The organism is Niveispirillum sp. SYP-B3756, assembly GCF_009495745.1.
Lineage (GTDB): Bacteria > Pseudomonadota > Alphaproteobacteria > Azospirillales > Azospirillaceae > Niveispirillum.
This window is the reverse complement of the sequence record NZ_WIDQ01000001.1, coordinates 417,064-435,011: the sequence shown is the minus strand read 5'-3', so window position 1 is coordinate 435,011 and position 17,948 is coordinate 417,064. Positions and strand designations below refer to the sequence as shown.

The window sequence follows — 17,948 nt, the reverse complement described above, 5'->3', positions numbered from 1 at the left end:
GGCACCGATGTTACGCGCCCATCCGTACCTGCCGCAGGCCGCCCATCATGCCCTATGCCTCCTTGCGCGATTTCATCACCAAGCTGGAAGAAACCGGTCGTCTGGTCCGCGTGAAGGAGCCGGTTTCCACCCAGTTGGAAATGACGGAAATCCACACCCGCCTGCTGGCCGAAGGTGGCCCGGCGGTTCTGTTTGAGAATGTCATCAAGGCCGATGGCAGCAAAAGCACCATGCCGGTGCTGATCAACCTGTTCGGCACCGTGGAGCGCGTGGCCTGGGGTATGGAGCGCGAACCGCACCAGTTGCGGGAGGTGGGGGAGACGCTGGCCTTCCTGAAACAGCCGGAGCCGCCGCGGGGCCTGCGCGAAGCCTTCGCCATGCTGCCGCTGGCCAAACAGGTCATGGCCATGCGCCCCGGCTCCGTCTCCAAGGCGCCGTGCCAGGAGGTGGTGCTGACCGGCGATGAAATCGACCTGTCCATCCTGCCGGTGCAAAGCTGCTGGCCGGGGGAGCCCGCCCCCTTGATCACTTGGCCGCTGGTCGTCACCAAGGGGCCGACGCATGATGACAAGGACGGCAAGCGGGAGGATAATTTCAACCTCGGCATCTATCGGATGCAGGTGCTGGGGAAGAACAAGACCATCATGCGCTGGCTGAAACATCGCGGCGGTGCACAGCATCACCAGCGCTGGAAACAGGCGGGCAAGCGCGACCCGTTGCCCGCCGCGGTGGTGCTGGGAGCCGATCCCGGCACCATCCTGGCCGCCGTCACGCCGGTGCCGGACACCTTGTCGGAATATCAGTTCGCCGGCTTGCTGCGCGGCAAAAAGGTCGATCTGGTGGAATGCAAGACGGTACCGCTGAAGGTGCCGGCCCATGCTGAGATCGTGCTGGAAGGCTATGTCAGCCTGGATGAATATGCCGATGAAGGGCCCTATGGCGACCATACCGGCTATTATAACTCGGTGGAGCCGTTCCCGGTTTTCACCGTCACCGCCATCACCATGCGGCGTGACCCGATTTACCTGTCCACCTTCACCGGTCGCCCGCCCGATGAACCCAGCGTGCTGGGCGAGGCGCTGAACGAGGTGTTCATCCCCCTGTTGCAGCAGCAATTCCCCGAGATCGTGGATTTCTGGCTGCCGCCGGAAGGCTGTTCCTATCGCATCGCCGTGGTGTCGATGAAGAAGGCCTATCCCGGCCACGCCAAGCGGGTGATGATGGGCGTGTGGTCCTTCCTGCGCCAGTTCATGTACACCAAATGGGTCATCGTGGTGGATGACGACATCAATGCGCGCGACTGGAAGGACGTGATGTGGGCGATCAGCACCCGCATGGACCCCGTGCGCGACATCACCATGATCGAGGGCACACCCATCGATTACCTGGATTTCGCCAGCCCGGAAAGCGGTCTGGGCGGCAAGGTCGGCATGGACGCCACCAACAAACTGCCCCCGGAAACCCATCGGGAATGGGGGGAGAAGCTGTTCATGGATCAGGGCACGGTGGATAAGGTGAGCGACATGTGGGGCAAGCTGGGCCTGCCCGGCAGCGGCAAGCCGATCTGGAAGTAAGGATAGGAGCTGCCGGGGCGCTTCTGCTATTCTACCCGCATCTTAACCGTCATTCCCGCGCAGGCGGGAATGACGGTTACGATATTGGAAATGCAAAGAAAATTTTCAGACGGACTCAAATGCCATCGGTCAAAATTCTTGACCGATGGTAATGCTGCGACTGCCGCCGCGCGGCCCGTGCCGCTGGTATAAGCCAGCCCCTCACGTTCCCGGCCGGCCCATCTTGAATTTCGCCGCCTCTGAAATGGTGAAATAATCCGCCGGGCCGCCACCACGCAGCACGGGGGCCGATTTCACCGTGTCATAGACACCGCCCTCAATCAGGGACTGATGGATGCGGATCAGCACCGCTTCCCCCAGCACCAGCCAGGTGTCGATCGCCGCCCCCTGGTGGTTGGTCAGGCGGATCAACTGGGTCAGCCGGCATTCAAAACTGACAGGGCTTTCCGCCACATAGGCGGCGTCGATCTTCGCACAAGCGGCCGGGGTCAGCCCGGCCAGCGCGAATTCATCGGTTTCACGGGAAACCATGGCCGCCGTTTCATTCATCGGGCGGGCCAATGGCTCCGTCACCAGATTCCAGGCGAAAACCCCGGTTTCCTGGATATTGGCGACACTGTCCTTCCAGCCGGTGCTGGCAAAGCCGATGATCGGGGGGCGGTAATTGAACAGGTTGAAGAAGCTGTAAGGGGCCAGATTATTGACCCCACCCGCCCCCCGGCTGGAAATCCAGCCAATGGGCCGGGGGCCGACAATGGAATTCAGCGGGTCATGTGCCAGACCGTGACCGGCGGCGGGTTCATAGACATGAAAATCCGCCACCATCGCCCGGCCCTTCCCTTATTCCGCCGCCGCCCGCGCGGCGGCACGGCGCTGCGCATAATCGCGGATTTCCGCCACCAGCAGGGAGAGGTCGCGGCGCAGCACCTCAAACCCCTCATGAATCTCCAGCGTTTCCTCGTTCATATAGAGGCGCCGGTCGATTTCCAGTTGCAGGGAATTGCGCCCCCGCGTCGGCAGGCCATAACGGCGCACCAGTTCGACCCCCTTGTAAGGATCGTTGATGCGCACCTTATAGCCCATGGCGCGCAGCCTTTCCGCCACCATGCGGGTAAAGCCCGCCTCGCAGGTGGAACCGTCGCGGTCGCCCAGCACGAAATCCGGTGTCTCCCGCTCCGGCCCGATGACGAAGCTGGGCATGGAATGGCAGTTGATATGGTAGACGGTGCCGAACCGGCTGTGCAGATCATCCAGGGATGCCGCCAGCAGATCGTGATAAGGCCGCCAGTAATTTTCCAGCCGGTCCATCACCACCGATACCGGCAGGCGGCCATCATACATCGGCATTCCGGGGCGGCAGAGATGACGCACCAGCCCCATGCCGGCCAGGCTTTTGCCCGACGGGTTCACGGGCGAGGGCCACTCACCCTCCAGCATGGCCGGATCAATATCATCGGGCGCCCGATTGACATCGATATAGGAGCGCGGAAAAAGCGCGCAGAGATAGGTTGCCCCGAAATCCGGCACCATGTTGAACAGCTCGTCCACATGGGTATCCTCTGCCTGACGCAGCAGCGGCAGCGGGCAGACAAAATTGAAATCGGCCGGGTAGCGGGTGCCACTGTGCGGCGAATCGAAGAGGACCGGAATCGGCGCACCGACCGGATCATGCCGGACGACGACATCGTCGATTACCAGACTCATCGGCGCTCTCTCGGGCTCAAGGGGCAGGCTCCGCCTAACGGACACGGAAGGCAGGGAAACTTGCCATCCGTCTTTCATCAAACTGTCTTGGACCCTATACAGTCAAGACCGTCCCCCGTCGAGGGACAAGCCGTCATGCCAGACCGGCGCACGGGACCGCAAACCCATGATGCAAAAGGCAGTTGCGGATGAAGAGCCTTCCACCCGTCTGCGTGCCACCGCCCGATATATCCCGCCATCAGGCAGGCAATCGGGGCATTCCTTATGTCTGGCAGTTCGACAGCGTGCATCCAGGCCCGCATGTCGCCCTGGTGGCTCTGATACACGGCAATGAATATGCTGGCGCCATTGTGCTGGATCAGTTGCTGCGATGCAACATCCGCCCCTGCCAGGGCCGGCTGAGCCTGATCTTCGCCAATGTATCGGCCTTTCAGCAGTTCGATCCGCGCTACCCCGCCCAATCCCGCTATGGGGAAGAGGATATGAACCGGGTCTGGGCGCCGGAACGGCTGACGGGTCCGGCCCGCACGGCAGAACAGGCCCGCGCCCAGACCCTGTGGCCGATATTGGCCACGGCCGACCGGGTGCTGGACCTGCATTCCATGCTGCATGATCCCATTCCCCTGATGCTGGCCGGGCGCAGCGCCGCTGCGGCCGCCCTGGCGCGGGAACTGGGGCTGCCCGGCTGGATCGTGGCCGACCAGGGCCATGCCGATGGCAGCCGGCTGATCGACCATCCGCAATTTCAGGGCGGCCATGCCCTGGCGCTGCTGGCGGAATGCGGCCAGCATTGGGCCGCCGATACGCTTGCCACCGCCTGGGCCATCACCGCCCGGTTTCTGGACATGTGCGGCGTGGTGGCAAAACCCGCGCTGGCCCCATGGCTGCCATCCGGCCCGCAGCCGCCGCCAAGGCTTGTCCGGGTGACGGAAACCATTACCGTAGGCAGCGAGCAGTTCCGTTTCGTAAGGGAAATGAACGGCATGGAGATCATCCCCGCCGCCGGCACCCTGATCGCGCAGGATGGCGACCGCGCCATCCGTACCCCGCATGATGATTGCGTGCTGATCATGCCCAGCCGCCTGCCGGCCATCGGCCATACCGCCGTGCGGCTGGGCATGATCGAGAGATGAGCGCCGCCAGCACCAAGCCTGCCCGGCGCGGCATTCCCGGCCGCGCCTTTTTCACCGCCCTGTGCCTGGGGGCCGGGGGTGGCTATCTGTTCTTTCGGCTGCATGTGCCGCTGGCCTTCATGCTGGGAGCCATGCTGGCCACCACCATCGCGGCTTTGTCCCGCTTGCCGGTGGGCATTCCGCCGGCGCTGCGCAGCTGGATGGTGGCGGTGCTGGGCATCATGCTGGGCAGCGCCTTCCGCCCCTCCCTGCTCTCCCATATCGGGGAATGGGGCTATAGTCTGGCGGGGCTGGGACTCTATATCGTGATCTGCGCCAGTGCCGGCCTGTTCTATCTGAAAAAGGCCGCCGGTTATGACCGGGTGACGGCCTATTTCTCCGCCATGCCCGGCGGTTTCAATGAAATGGTCATGATGGGTGGGGCGATGGGCGGCGATGACCGCACCATTGCGCTGGGCCACAGCCTGCGGGTCATGCTGGTGGTGCTGACCATCCCCTTCGCCTTTCAGGCCCTGCCCGGCTATGACCCGGCCGGGCGGGACTGGAGCCTGCGCGGCCTGGGCCCCGGTCTGCTGGACCTGCCCTGGCAGGATTATGCCATGATGGCGCTCTGTGCCGCCGGCGCCCCGCTGGCCAAGCGGCTGCGGGTGCCGGCGGGGATGCTGGTCGGCCCGATGCTGTTGAGCGCTGCCCTGCATCTGGCCGGCATGATGTCCGGCAAGCCGCCGGGCCTGCTGGTGGCGGCGGCGCAGGTGGTGATCGGGGCCAGCATCGGCGCCCGCTTCGCCAGCGTTCCGCTGGTACAGATCGCCCGCACCTTGCTGGTCGCCATCGGGCTGACCATCCTGCTGCTGTCGGTGACGCTGGTGATGGCGACGCTGCTGCATTTGCTGACCGGGCTGCCCCTGCCGGGGCTGATCCTGGCCTATGCGCCGGGCGGGCTGGCGGAGATGAGCCTGGTGGCCCTGTCGCTGCACGCCGACGTGGCCTTCGTCGCCACCCATCATATTGTGCGCATCATGCTGATCGTGCTGCTGGCCCCACCCGCCTTCCACCTCTGGCGCCGCTGGGCGGAGAGGCGGGGTGCTCCTCCATCACGATAGGGCCGTGACCTGCCAGCAGGCAGCCGTGAACAGCACCTTCTCTGCCTGGATAAAGGGGGCGAAGGCATTCAGCAGGTGGGCCAGTACATCCTGCCGCCGGTTGGGCTCCAGCCCCTCCATCACCCGCCCCAAAGCACCGAAGCGGGTGAGATATGTTGGCAGCTGATCCGTCGGCAGGCTGCATTCCACATCAACCGGCGCGATGTCGATCCCGCCCCAGCCGGAGTCGCGCAAAATACCCAGCACATGGTCACGGTCGGCGAAGGCGAACTGGCCGGGGGCACCGGGCCGTCGGGGCGGCAATGTCGGCAAAAGGGGGGCTGCCACCTGTTCGGCCAGGGTCATGAAGCTGTTTTCCGCCACCCCGCGCCAGGCAAAGAAATGCAGCGCGCCCCCCGGCCGTGTGGCCCGGCGCAGATTGGCGAAGGCCGCCACCGGCTGACCAAAGAACATCACCCCAAAGCGCGACACCACCCTGTCAAAGCCAGCGGCGGTGAAATCATGGCTTTCCGCATCGGCCAGCAGGAAGCGCGCCGCCACACCAGCAGCAGATCGGCGCGCCTCCGCCGCGGCCAACATGAGGGCGGAAATATCAATACCCGTCACCGCGTCCACCGACTGCAGCTTGGCTAAAGCCAGGGTGACGGCACCGGTGCCGCACCCGACATCCAGCACCCGTTCCCCCTGCCGCACCGCCACGGCGGCGACCAGCCGTTCCTGGAACGGGTGCAGCATATGATCCATCATCGCCTGCCCCTCTACCCAGGCGCGGCCCGCCGCGCCATTCCAGAGCTGTGCCTGATCTTCTCCAGGACCAGGGGATGGGGCTGCTTTCTCGGTCATTCTGATCTCCCTTCACTTGCCAAACCTGTTGGAATGGCAACATGCTGCCACTTGAAGTTCACTTGAGGTCAAGGGGCGATTTCATGCTGCTGGATATTGGCGAGGTGGCGCGGAAATCCGGCCTGAGCCCGGCCACCCTGCGCTTTTACGAAGAAAAGGGCCTGATCGCCCCCGTGGGACGCCGGGGTCTGCGCCGGCTTTACGAACCTGTGGTGCTGGAACGGCTGGCGCTGGTGGCGCTGGGCCGTGCCGCCGGTTTCACCCTGGCGGAAATCGGCCCCATGCTGGGGGACGATGGCGTCCCCGCCCTGAACCGGCAGATGTTGGCCGATAAGGCCGACGCACTGGACCGCACCATTGCCCGGCTGATGGCCATGCGCGACGGTTTACGCCATGCCGCCGCCTGCCCAGCCCCCCGCCATATGGAATGCCCCACCTTCCGGCGGATCCTGGATGCGGCGGCCCATGGATTCTTCAGCCGGGACAAGGCGGAGACGGCCCCCTTCTGATCGCTCCCACGACATTGGTCGGGGACGGCAATGGTTTGTTGAGCAGCGGGATTGCCGGCTCCCAGCACCCGCGCTACCATCAATTCAATATATCGATCGGAACGAACCGGCCCCGGCCGGCATAACGTGACCGGCAAAGGGAGGGCGGCTGGATGAAGCAATCCGACGGCAATCAATCATGCCTGCGGGGGCGCCATGCGTGTACGTAGCCCCCAGGATCTGGTGGGCGGCATCGCGCTGATCGCGCTGGCCGCCCTGGCATTTTCGCAAATCGGCGATCTGCGCTTTGGCACCGCCTCACGCATGGGACCGGGTTATTTCCCCACCGTGCTGGCCGCCCTGACCGGGTTGGTCGGGCTGGTGCTGGCCGTCCGCTCGCTGGTGCTGGACGGGCATGGGCTGGAAAGCCTGAACCTGCGGCACGGGCTGCCGCTGCTGGGGGCCATCCTGGTTTTCGGGCTGACCATCCGGCCGCTGGGTCTGGTGCTGGCGTCCGGCCTGCTGTTCCTGGTCAGTGCCTTTGCCTCGCCGGAACTGAAATGGCGGGAAACGCTGGTGGCGTCGGTCGTGCTGATCGGGCTGGCGGTGCTGCTGTTCGTGGTCCTGCTGGACCTGCCCTTCCCCGTCTGGCCGCGGATGTGAGCCCATGGATAGCGTCTTTTCCAACCTGGCGCTGGGGTTCAGTGCGGCGGGCACGCCCACCAACCTGGCGCTTTGCTTCATCGGGGCCTTGGTCGGCACGCTGATCGGCGTGCTGCCGGGGCTGGGCCCCATCGCCACCATCGCCATCCTGCTGCCCATCACCTTCAGCCTGGACCCGCTGGGCGCGCTGATCATGCTGGCCGGCATCTATTATGGTGCGCAATATGGCGGCAGCACCACGGCCATTCTGGTGAATATGCCGGGGGAAACCAGTTCGGTCGTCACCACGCTGGACGGGCACCAGATGGCCCGCCAGGGCCGCGCCGGTCCGGCGCTGGCCATCGCTGCCCTGGGTTCCTTCTTCGCCGGCACCGTTGCCACCTTTCTGGTGGCCCTGTTCGGGCCGATTCTGGCGAGCTTTGCACAGAATTTCGGCCCGCCGGAATATTTCGCCCTGATGCTGACGGGGCTGATCGGCGCCATCGTGCTGGCCAGCGGATCGGTGCTGAAGGCGGTGGCGATGGTGATTGTCGGGCTGCTGCTGGGCTGTGTGGGATCGGATATCGAAACCGGTGAACAACGCCTGACCCTGGGCATCGCCCAGATCGCGGAGGGGATCAATTTCACCACGCTGGCCGTGGGCCTGTTCGGTGTGGCGGAAATCCTGCGCAATCTGGAGAAGACCCAGGACCGCACCATTCTGGGGGCGAAGATCACCGGGCTGATGCCCACCTGGGCCGATATCAAACAGAGCATCATGCCGGTGCTGCGCGGCACTGGCATCGGCTCCGTGCTGGGCATCCTGCCCGGAAACGGGGCCGTGCTGGCGCCCTATGCCAGCTATACGCTGGAAAAGAAAATCTCCCGCACGCCACAGCGTTTCGGCAAGGGTGCCATTGAAGGTGTGGCCGGGCCGGAAAGCGCCAATAATGCCGGGGCGCAGACCAGCTTCATCCCGCTGCTGACGCTGGGCATCCCCCCCAACGCGGTGATGGCGATGATGGTGGGGGCCATGACCATTCAGGGCATCGTGCCCGGCCCTGCGGTGATGACTGAAAACCCCACCTTGTTCTGGGGCATGATTGCCAGCATGTGGATCGGCAATCTGATGCTGGTCATCATCAACCTGCCGCTGGTCGGTGTCTGGGTGCGGTTGCTGAAGGTGCCCTATCGCATCCTGTTCCCGGCCATCCTGATGTTCTGCTGCATCGGGGTTTATTCCATCAATTCGTCGGGGATCGAGGTGATGCTGGTCGCCCTGTTCGGGGCGGTCGGCTACTTCCTGGTCAAGCATGGGTTTGAGCCGGCGCCCCTGCTGCTGGCCTTCGTGCTGGGCCCCTTGATGGAGGAGAACCTGCGCCGGTCCTTCCTGATCGCCCGCGGCGACCCGATGATTTTCGTCAACCGCCCGCTCTCGGCCTTCCTGCTGCTGGTGGCGGTAGGGCTGCTGATTCTGGTGCTGCTGCCCGCCATCCGCAAACGCCGGGAGGAGGTGTTCCACGAAGAAGAGTGAAGCGTAACGCCCATCCCCAAACGCAATAACGACAGAACCAATCCCTGGGAGGAAATAACCATGCGTTTCAGCACCCTTGCCGTCACCGCCTTCGCCCTGGCCCTGGGCTCTGCCCCCGCCCTGGCAGAGAATTTCCCAAGCCGCCCCGTCACCATGGTGGTGCCCTTTTCCGCTGGCGGGCCGACGGATACGGTGGCCCGCCTTGTCGCCCAATCGATGAGCCAGACGCTGGGCCAGCAGGTGATTGTGGAAAATGTCGGCGGGGCCGGCGGCACCATCGGGGCCGGTCGGGTGGCCAAGGCCGATCCGGATGGCTATACGATTCTGCTGCACCATATCGGGCAGGCGACATCCGCCACGCTCTATCGCAAGCTGGCCTATGATCCGAAAACGGATTTCGCCCCTATCGGGCTGGTCACCGATGTGCCGATGACCATCGTGGCCAAAAAGGACTTTCCGGCCAAGGATCTGAAGGAACTGGTGGCCTATGTGAAGGCCAACCCGGACAAGGTGACGCTGGCCAATGCCGGCGTGGGCGCCGCCTCCCACCTGTGTGGCATGTTGTTCATGCAGGCCCTGCAAACCCCCCTGACCACGGTGCCGTACAAGGGCACCGGTCCCGCCATGAATGATCTGGTCGGCGGTCAGGTGGATTTGATGTGCGACCAGACCACCAACACCACCGGCCAGATCAAGGGTGGGGCGGTCAAGGCCTATGCCGTCACCACCCCCACCCGCGTCGCCTCACTGCCCGACCTGCCCACCACGCGGGAGGCCGGTTTGCCGGGGGTGGAGGTGGCGGTATGGCACGGGCTTTACGCGCCGAAGGGCACGCCGGATGCCGTGGTGACCAAGCTGAACGCGGCGCTGAAGGTGGCGTTGAAGGATGCAACGGTGAAGCAGCGCTTCGCCGAGCTGGGCACCGAACCGGTGGCGGAGGCGCGCGCCACGCCCAAGGCGCTGGGTGATTTCGTGGGGACGGAGATCGACCGCTGGCGCCCGCTGATCCAGGCGGCGGGGGTTTATGCGGATTGAGGCTAAATCGATCAGCGCCCGCCCGGCGCATGGGGGAACACAAAATCGCCCTGGATCGGTCACGATCAAGGGCGATTGCCATCAGTTTGTTCTTTCCGTGCCGGCTTCGACAAAGCAGAGCGCGTTGCCTGACGGGTCGGTGCAATGGAAGCTGCGCTCGCCGGAGGGCTCCACAATAATATCGCTGGGCGTGTCGCTGCCTGCCGCCAAGACACGCTGGCGGAATTCCTTCAGATCATGCACGGCGAAACAGACGGGTTCAGAGAGGGGAATGGGCATCCCGCCGGCCACCTGCCGGCAATCCAGCCGCACCTGTCCCACCTCGAACGAATGGCGGTCGGGGGCCACACGGGTGCCGGCCTGGGCCAGAACGGTGCCATAGAAACGGGCGGCGCTTTCCACCGACGCGACCGGCAAAGTCACCCTGAACAGACGCATGATGCCTCCATAAAACAAGGGGTGGCGATCTTCCCGATAGCAGATGGGGGCGACATAGCCCCGACACCATGGTTGTGGCTGGGAAATTTCGGGGGCAGGCGAGGGAAGGGGGAGTTTACGCAAGCATCTGTCGCAGACCAGCCTTACAACGATCATGTGTTGCGCGGCCGCACTGCGACATGGCAGAAGAATGGCAGGTTCCATTGCCAATCGTCCGGGTAAAGTCACATGCAGAAATTCACCCAGCTTACCGGTGTTGCCGCCCCGCTGCGGCTGATGAATGTCGATACCGACATGATCATTGCTGCCGAATATCTGAAGACGATCCAGCGCACCGGGCTGGGTGCCGGCCTGTTCGCCTCCATGCGCTTCAAGGACGGGCAGGAAGTGGCCGATTTCGTGCTGAACAAGCCGGCCTACCGCAATGCCTCTATCCTGATCGCCGGCGACAATTTCGGCTGCGGCTCCTCGCGCGAACATGCGCCCTGGGCTTTGGCTGATTTCGGCATCCGCTGCGTCATCGCCCCCAGCTTCGCCGACATCTTCTTCAATAACAGCTTCAAGAACGGCATCCTGCCGATCCCGATGCCGGTGGACATTGTCGAGAAGCTGATGGCCGCCGCCGATAATGGCGCCAATGCCACGTTCACCGTCGATCTGGAAACCCAGCAGATCACCCTGCCGGATGGGGAGAAGATCGGCTTTGACGTGGAGCCGTTCCGCCGCGAATGCCTGCTGAATGGCTGGGACGATATCGGCCTGACGCTGCGCAACGCGCCGTCGATCGATGCGTTCGAAGCATCGAACAAGCAGTCCCAGCCCTGGCTCTGGGCTTCGGCCTCCTGACCTTGCGCCGAAGGGTCCAAAGGGCGGCTGCCGTCACACTTGGCGGCAGCCGCCAATCGGTTTAGAACTCCGGGCAGCCCAGTAGGGGCTGTCCTTCATCATGCCTATTCATTCGAGGGGTTTTCCGTCATGTCGAAGCGTTCGCTGCTGCTGCTGCCGGGCGATGGTATCGGTCCTGAAGTCATGCGCCAGCTGCGGCGTGTGATCGACTGGTACGGCCGCAAGCGCGGGGTGGAGTTCCAGCTTGAGGAAGGTCTGGTCGGCGGCTGCTCCTACGACGCGCATGGCACGCCCCTGACGGATGAGACCATGGCTCGCGCCCTGGCGGTGGATGCCGTGATCCTGGCCGCCGTGGGTGGCCCGAAATGGGAAAATCTGGGCTTTGACAAGCGCCCGGAAGCAGGCCTGCTGCGTCTGCGCAAGGAAATGGGCCTGTTTGCCAACCTGCGCCCGGCCCAGGTGTTCGACGCGCTGGTGGATGCCAGCACGCTGAAGCCGGAAGTGGTGCGCGGCCTGGATATCATGATCGTGCGCGAACTGACCGGTGGCGTTTATTTCGGGGAGCCGCGCGGCATCATCGATCTGCCGAATGGCGAACGTCGCGGCATCAACACCCAGGTCTATGACACGCACGAAATCCACCGTGTTGCTCGCGTGGCCTTTGAGCTGGCGCGCAAGCGCGGCAACAAGGTCTGCTCTTCCGACAAGGGCAATGTGATGGAGTCGGGCCTGCTGTGGCGTCAGGAAGTGAACGCCCTGCACAAGGCCGAATATCAGGATGTGGAACTGTCCCACATGCTGGCCGACGCTGCTGCCATGCAACTGGTGCGCAACCCCAAGCAGTTCGACGTGATCGTCACCGACAATCTGTTCGGCGACATCCTGTCGGACGAGGCGTCCATGCTGACCGGTTCCATCGGGATGCTGCCGTCGGCCTCTCTGGGGGCGGTGGATGCGCAGGGCAAGCGCAAGGCCCTGTATGAGCCGGTGCATGGTTCCGCCCCGGACATTGCCGGCCGCGATCTGGCCAACCCGATTGCCATGTTCCTGTCCTTCGCCATGGCGCTGCGCTGGTCGTTCGACCTGCAGGAAGATGCCGACATTCTGGAAAACGCGGTGCAGAACGTGCTGGGCACCGGCCTGCGCACCGGTGACATCATGCAGCCGGGCATGGCCAAGGTGTCCACCTCCGTCATGGCCGACAGCATCCTGCGCGAAATGGACAAGCTAATCGCCGCCTGAGCGGGCCGGGATCGTTTGTGATGGAAGAGATCGGCATCCGTGCGGCGACCCGTGCGGATGCCGATGTTGTTTGTGCCCTGCTGGCCGCCCTTTCGGCGGAAGAGGGAATGGAACCGCCGGCCCTGACCCCGGCCTTGTTCCGGCAACAGGGGTTCGGTGTCGATCCGCTGTTCACCTGCCTGCTGGCTGACCGCCGGGCCTGCGTGGCCGGGGTGGCCCTGCTGACACGGGGATATGACAGCCAATCGGCCAGGGCTGGGCTGGTGCTGGAAAATCTCTATGTCGAGCCGTTGGCCCGCCGGGCCGGGGTGGGCCGCGCCTTGGTGGGGGCCTCTGCCCGGCTGGTGCTGAATCGCGGGCTGGGCTGGCTTTCCTGGCATATGCGCCCGGTCAATCTGCGCGCCGCCCTGTTCTATCGCAGCATCGGGGCCGATGCCGAGACCGTGACGCTGATGGGGATCAGCGGTGACGGGCTGCGTCGACTTGCTGTTTGCGACGGCATATGAAACCCCTGTTCCATTGTGGGGCGGTCGATTGGAATGAAATTTCGTCTTTCTCTTTCTGTTATCCCGATTGTAATAAAAATTGGATAAAGCTGCTGCCGCTCTGGTTGTGGTTGTGTTGTCTTATGCCCTAATGTAGAACTAGTGTGCTAGATGATCTACTTATAGGGGAGGAGGATGGCGCGCAGATATTGGTTCCGTTCCAAGCGGTCCGGGCCCGGCATCACGCCCGCCACTTGGGAGGGCTGGGCGCTGGTGGTGGGGCTGGTGGTGGTTGCCTTGGGGGGGGTGGCGTTGATCTCTTATTACGTCCCCTTTCCACCCGGCCCCTGGCGTTTCTTCGGACCGCTCGCCTTTCTGCTGCCGCTGCTGGCTCTGTTCTTCTGGATCACCGACCGGCATACGGGCGGGGATTGATGGCGGTCGGCCCTTTGGCTGGCGGCCTGGACTTCCACGCTGATATGAAAAGGGCGCCCGCTGGGGCGCCCTTTCATCATTCGGCGGGAACCTGGGGCGCTTCGTGGAAGCGCCTTTCCTGCTCCTCGATCAAGCGCCGCACCGTACCAATCGGCTGTACCCCCTGGGCAAACAGGCTGTAGAGCACCGGTGTGACGAAGAGGGAGATCAGCGTGCCGACACTGACCCCGCCGACGATCACCCAGCCGATGGCCATGCGGCTTTCCGCGCCCGCCCCATCGGCCAGCGCCAGGGGCAGTGCCCCGAAGACGGTGGCGATGGAGGTCATCAGGATGGGGCGTAGACGCAGGGCCGATGCCTCCACCACCGCTTCCAGCAGGGCCTTGCCCTCCTCGCGCAGCTGGTTGGCGAACTCCACAATCATGATGGCGTTCTTGGCAATCAGGCCGATCAGCATGATCAGGCCGATCTGCGTATAGGTGTTCAGCGACATGCCGGTCAGCTGGATGGCCAGCACCCCGCCAAAGCCGGCGGGCAGCACCGACACCAGGATCATGGCCGGCAGGCGGAAATTCTCAAACTGGGCGGCCAGCACCAGGAAGGCCACCAGCATGGCCATGCCCAGGGCAAAGTAAATGGCGCTGGAGGCTTCCAGCTGCAGCCGGGCGGCCCCTTCAAAGCTGACCCGCGCTTCCGGCGGCAGGGCCTCCGCCGCGGCCTGCTGCACCGCCTTGATGGCATCACCCATGGGGGTGCCGTTGGTCAGGTTGGCGGTGATGGTGATCGACCGCAGCCGGTTATAGCGGTTCAGCTCCGTCGGGGCGGCAATGTCATGGATCTGGATCAGGTTGGCCAGCGGCACCAGCTGGCTGGTGCCGCTGGCATTGCCGCCGCGCACGAAGATATTGTTCAGGTCACGCGGATTGGCGCGGTCGCCGCTATTGGCGCGCAGCACCACATCATATTCCTCGCCCCGGTCCAGATAGCGCGTCACCTCGCGCTCGCCCAGCATGGTTTCCAGGGTGCGGCCGATGATGGTGACGGGCACCCCCAGATCGGCCGCCCGGTCGCGGTCCACCGTCACCCGCAACTGAGGCTTGGTCTCGTCATAATTGGCCTGGAAGCCGGTCAGGCCAGGATATTCCCGCAGCCGTTCGATCAGCATGTCGCGCCACTCGGCCAGTTCTTCGAACGTGTTGCCGCCGATAACGACCTGCAGCTGGTTGGCATTGCCCCCGCCGCCGCCCAGGCCCGACGGCAGCACAACATTGATGCGGGCACCGGGAATGGCATCCAGCTTGGGTGTGATTTCCGCCACCAGGGCCTGCACGGAGCGGCTGTTGGCGGGTCGCTTGTCCCAGGTGGGGGAGCGGGCGATCACCATGGCCCGGTTGACGCCGGCACTGCCGCCCCAGCCGGGATTGACGATGGTCAGCGTATTATCCAGTTCCCGCGATTGCAGATAGGGGCGCAGCACCGCCTCCACTTCCGCCACCTCCTGGTTGGTGAACTCCACGCTGGCGCCTTCCGGCGCGGTGATACTGATGCGGAACTGGCCGCGATCCTCCGTCGGTGCCAGTTCCGACGGCAACGCCAGGGCGATCAGCCCGGTCAGCACCAGGGAACCCGCCAGCAGGGCCAGTACCAGCACCCGCGCGGCCAGGGCGCCGCGCAGCAGGGCGCGATAGCCCTGCGTCACCCGATCCAGCACCCGCTCCGTATAGCGGAACAGGCCGCGCGGCGCCGCATGGCCCTTCAGCAGCTTGGAACAGAGCATGGGCGACAGGGTGAGCGCCACCACGCAGGAAAAGCCGATGGCGGCCATCAGGGCGACGGCGAATTCGCGGAACAGGCGGCCCTGATCGCCGGCCAGCATCGACAAAGGCGCGATTACCGCCAGCAACACCAGCGTGGTGGCAATCACTGCAAAGCCGATCTGCCGCGCCCCGCGATAGGAGGCCAGCAGCGGCGGTTCCCCCTCCTCAATCCGGCGGGAGATATTTTCCACCACGATGATGGCATCATCCACCACCAGACCCACGGCCAGCACAAAGGCCAGCAGGGTCAGCACATTGATGGAAAAGCCCATGGCCGCCATCACGCCAAAGGCGGCCACCATGGAAACCGGGATGGCGACAACGGGAATGATGGTGGCGCGCAGGGTGCGCAGGAACATCCAGACCACCAGCACCACCAGCCCGACGGCCACGGCAATGGCGTGGAACACCTCATAGATGGACTGACCAATGAAGGCGGCATCGTCATGCCTTACCTCCAGGATCATGCCCGCCGGCAAATTGGCCTGGAACTGGGCCAGCAGCGCGCGCACGCCCTGCGACACGTCCATCGTGTTGGCGGTGGATTGGCGGACAATGCCCATGCCGACAGCGGCCGACCCGTTGATGCGGAAATCGGAACGGTCGTCGCGGGCCGCAACCTCCACCCGTGCCACATCGCCGACGCGGACCTGATTCATGCCATCCTGGCGGATCAGGATGCGGGCGAACTGTTCGGGGCGGTTCAGCCGCGTATCGGTGCGCACGGTGAATTCGCGCTGCTGGCTTTCGATGCGACCGGCGGGCAGCTCGGCATTCTCCCGCCGGATGGCATCTTCAATATCCTGCACCGTCACCCCGCGCGCCGCCATGGCGTTGCGGTCCAGCCAGACGCGCATGGCGAATTCCCGCGACCCGCTGATGCGGACAGAGGCCACACCCGGCACCGTGGCCAGCGCATCCTGATAATAGCGGCGGACGAAATCCGTCAGCTCCAGCTGGTCCATGCCCTGGGCGCGCAGGGAAATCCACATGATCGGGTTGCTGTCGGCATCGACCTTGCTGATTTCCGGTGTATCCGCCTCTTGCGGCAGATTCTCGGCAATGCGGCCCACGCGGTCGCGCACATCATTGCTGGCGCTGTCAATATCGCGGTCGATATCGAACTCCACCGAGACGGAGGAGGAACCTTCGCGCGACCGGGATCGGATGGTCTTGATCCCCTCGATCCCGTTGATCACGCCTTCGATCCGTTCGGTGATTTCATTATCCACCACCTCCGCGCTGGCACCGGGATAGTTGGTGGAGATGGAAACGACGGGATAATCGATCTTCGGCAGCTCGCGCACCGGCAGCTTCTCATAGCCCAGCACACCGAACACAACCAGCATGGCGCTGATCACGAAGGCAAGCACCGGGCGCTGGATCGAGAGGTCGGAGAGCACCATGGCAGGCGTAGCCCCTGGATTGACATCAAGTAGGACAGGGCGCCCGTGGCGCCGACGAAAAACAAATCGGTTGGGCGGTGGCCTCAGCTGGGCCGGGCTGCCGCCTGCGGCACATCACTGCCGCCGCTGATTTTGGCATTGACCGGCAGGCCTTCGCGCACCTTCTGGGTGCCACGGGTGATGATCAACTCACCGCCCTGCAGGCCCTGGGCCGCTTCCACATTGCCGCCGGACCGGGCACCGATGGTGATTTCCTGGCGCTGCACCTTGCCATCGACCACCAGATAAACGAACTGGCGGTCGCCGACCGGCACCAGCGCTTCTTCCGGCACCAGCACCACATTGGCGCGGTTTTCCAGGGTCAGGCGCACGGTCATGAACATGCCGGGGTGCAGATGGCCATCCGTATTGGGCAGGCGGGCCAGGGCTGCCAGGGTGCGGGTGACGCTGTCGATGCGGGTATCCACCGCCGACAGCGTGCCCTGGAAGGCCTGACCCGGATAGACATTGCTGCTGGCCGCGATCTCCATGCCCAGGCGCAGTTGCGGCAGGGCCACCTCCGGCACGGTGAATTCCAGCTTCATCACGCTGGTATCATCCAGCGTGGTCACCGGCGTGCCCGGCTGCACCAGGGCACCGGGGCTGACCTGACGCAGGCCGGTGACCCCGCTGAACGGCGCGCGGATGGTCAGATCCTGCAACCGGGCCTGGGCGGCGCGTACCGATGCCTCCGCGCCCTGGAGCTGCAGGTTCAGCTCATCCACCTTCGCCTGGGCGATGGCCTGGCGCGGCAAAAGCGCCTTGGACCGTTCCAGCAGCTGGGCGGCATTGCGGCGCGTCGCCTCCGCCACCGCCAGATTGGCGCGGACTTCCGTGTCGTCCAGTTCCAGCAGCACATCGCCGGCGGAGAGCTTTTGGCCTTCCTGGAAACGGATGGTGCGCACCAGGCCGGCGGTTTTGGCGGTCACCGTCACCGCCTCATTGGCGCGCAGGGTGCCCACGGCATCGAAAACGACCTTGATCTCCCCCCGCCCGACGCGGGTGGCCACCACATCCACCGGGCGGGCGGCAACCTGGCTGGTGCCTTCAGTACGGCCGGAACCGGTGACATACCAGATGCCGCCCCCCAGGGCGACCAGGGCAATGGCGGTGGCGATCTGAAGGTGAAGACGCATAATCCTTTTTCCGTTCTTTCGCAGGACGGCCGGTCAGGAAGGGCGACC

The 17,948-nt window shown here is 64.4% G+C and carries 17 protein-coding genes; 11 read left to right on the top strand and 6 right to left on the bottom strand.

Features of this window, described 5'->3' with window-relative positions; all coding sequences use genetic code 11:
- Positions 1-47 precede the first annotated feature (47 nt).
- On the top strand, positions 48-1,574 hold the full coding sequence (locus GE253_RS02080; RefSeq protein WP_153202458.1) for a UbiD family decarboxylase: 1,527 nt from the start codon (positions 48-50) through the stop codon (positions 1,572-1,574).
- A gap of 201 nt (positions 1,575-1,775) precedes the next feature.
- Here GE253_RS02080 and GE253_RS02075 read toward each other — a convergent pair whose 3' ends face one another.
- Together GE253_RS02075 and GE253_RS02070 are read right to left on the bottom strand one after the other, a co-directional pair.
- Entirely contained in the window at positions 1,776-2,399 is a 624-nt protein-coding gene (locus tag GE253_RS02075) for a flavin reductase family protein (RefSeq protein ID WP_153202457.1), read from the bottom strand.
- A 15-nt stretch (positions 2,400-2,414) separates the two neighbouring features.
- The gene (locus GE253_RS02070; RefSeq protein WP_153202456.1) at positions 2,415-3,278 is read right to left on the bottom strand and encodes an N-formylglutamate amidohydrolase; all 864 of its coding nucleotides are present in this window, start codon (positions 3,276-3,278) and stop codon (positions 2,415-2,417) included.
- Between the two features lie 188 nt (positions 3,279-3,466).
- Here GE253_RS02070 and GE253_RS02065 point away from each other — a divergent pair, with 188 nt between their 5' ends.
- Both GE253_RS02065 and GE253_RS02060 read left to right on the top strand, forming a co-directional pair.
- Positions 3,467-4,411, top strand: a complete 945-nt coding sequence (locus GE253_RS02065) for a succinylglutamate desuccinylase/aspartoacylase family protein (RefSeq protein ID WP_153202455.1) — start codon at positions 3,467-3,469, stop codon at positions 4,409-4,411.
- Entirely contained in the window at positions 4,408-5,514 is a 1,107-nt protein-coding gene (locus GE253_RS02060) for an AbrB family transcriptional regulator (protein ID WP_153202454.1), read from the top strand. The genes GE253_RS02065 and GE253_RS02060 overlap by 4 nt, the downstream gene beginning before the upstream one ends.
- Here GE253_RS02060 and GE253_RS02055 read toward each other — a convergent pair.
- Positions 5,506-6,357, bottom strand: a complete 852-nt coding sequence (locus GE253_RS02055; RefSeq protein WP_153202453.1) for a class I SAM-dependent methyltransferase — start codon at positions 6,355-6,357, stop codon at positions 5,506-5,508. The genes GE253_RS02060 and GE253_RS02055 overlap by 9 nt on opposite strands.
- 83 nt (positions 6,358-6,440) lie before the next feature.
- Between GE253_RS02055 and GE253_RS02050 the strand changes: the two genes are divergently transcribed.
- The 4 genes from GE253_RS02050 to GE253_RS02035 all read left to right on the top strand — a co-directional run bounded on the left by GE253_RS02050 (position 6,441) and on the right by GE253_RS02035 (position 10,056).
- The gene (locus tag GE253_RS02050; RefSeq protein ID WP_153202452.1) at positions 6,441-6,866 is read left to right on the top strand and encodes a helix-turn-helix domain-containing protein; all 426 of its coding nucleotides are present in this window, start codon (positions 6,441-6,443) and stop codon (positions 6,864-6,866) included.
- A gap of 195 nt (positions 6,867-7,061) precedes the next feature.
- On the top strand, positions 7,062-7,508 hold the full coding sequence (locus GE253_RS02045; RefSeq protein ID WP_153202451.1) for a tripartite tricarboxylate transporter TctB family protein: 447 nt from the start codon (positions 7,062-7,064) through the stop codon (positions 7,506-7,508).
- Positions 7,509-7,512: 4 nt separating this feature from the next.
- Positions 7,513-9,021: a tripartite tricarboxylate transporter permease gene (locus GE253_RS02040; RefSeq protein WP_153202450.1), complete on the top strand. Its 1,509-nt coding sequence runs from the start codon at positions 7,513-7,515 to the stop codon at positions 9,019-9,021.
- Positions 9,022-9,081: 60 nt separating this feature from the next.
- Positions 9,082-10,056 carry a tripartite tricarboxylate transporter substrate binding protein BugD gene (locus GE253_RS02035; RefSeq protein WP_153202449.1) on the top strand — a complete coding sequence of 325 codons (975 nt, stop codon included), beginning with the start codon at positions 9,082-9,084 and terminating at the stop codon, positions 10,054-10,056.
- Between the two features lie 81 nt (positions 10,057-10,137).
- On the opposite strand, the gene GE253_RS02030 is transcribed toward GE253_RS02035, so the two are convergent.
- The gene (locus GE253_RS02030) at positions 10,138-10,494 is read right to left on the bottom strand and encodes a VOC family protein (protein ID WP_153202448.1); all 357 of its coding nucleotides are present in this window, start codon (positions 10,492-10,494) and stop codon (positions 10,138-10,140) included.
- Between the two features lie 228 nt (positions 10,495-10,722).
- Between GE253_RS02030 and leuD the strand changes: the two genes are divergently transcribed.
- From leuD to GE253_RS02010, 4 genes are all read left to right on the top strand, one after another.
- The gene (leuD, locus tag GE253_RS02025) at positions 10,723-11,340 is read left to right on the top strand and encodes a 3-isopropylmalate dehydratase small subunit (protein WP_153202447.1); all 618 of its coding nucleotides are present in this window, start codon (positions 10,723-10,725) and stop codon (positions 11,338-11,340) included.
- A 129-nt stretch (positions 11,341-11,469) separates the two neighbouring features.
- The gene (gene leuB, locus GE253_RS02020; RefSeq protein ID WP_153202446.1) at positions 11,470-12,582 is read left to right on the top strand and encodes a 3-isopropylmalate dehydrogenase; all 1,113 of its coding nucleotides are present in this window, start codon (positions 11,470-11,472) and stop codon (positions 12,580-12,582) included.
- A 20-nt stretch (positions 12,583-12,602) separates the two neighbouring features.
- Positions 12,603-13,088 (top strand): GNAT family N-acetyltransferase, encoded by a 486-nt coding sequence (locus GE253_RS02015; RefSeq protein ID WP_153202445.1) that lies wholly within the window; start codon positions 12,603-12,605, stop codon positions 13,086-13,088.
- 174 nt (positions 13,089-13,262) lie between these two features.
- The gene (locus GE253_RS02010; RefSeq protein WP_153202444.1) at positions 13,263-13,502 is read left to right on the top strand and encodes a hypothetical protein; all 240 of its coding nucleotides are present in this window, start codon (positions 13,263-13,265) and stop codon (positions 13,500-13,502) included.
- A gap of 76 nt (positions 13,503-13,578) precedes the next feature.
- Here GE253_RS02010 and GE253_RS02005 read toward each other — a convergent pair whose 3' ends face one another.
- Together GE253_RS02005 and GE253_RS02000 are read right to left on the bottom strand one after the other, a co-directional pair.
- On the bottom strand, positions 13,579-16,725 hold the full coding sequence (locus tag GE253_RS02005; RefSeq protein ID WP_153202443.1) for an efflux RND transporter permease subunit: 3,147 nt from the start codon (positions 16,723-16,725) through the stop codon (positions 13,579-13,581).
- A gap of 83 nt (positions 16,726-16,808) precedes the next feature.
- Positions 16,809-17,900: an efflux RND transporter periplasmic adaptor subunit gene (locus tag GE253_RS02000; protein ID WP_153202442.1), complete on the bottom strand. Its 1,092-nt coding sequence runs from the start codon at positions 17,898-17,900 to the stop codon at positions 16,809-16,811.
- Positions 17,901-17,948: the final 48 nt, after the last annotated feature.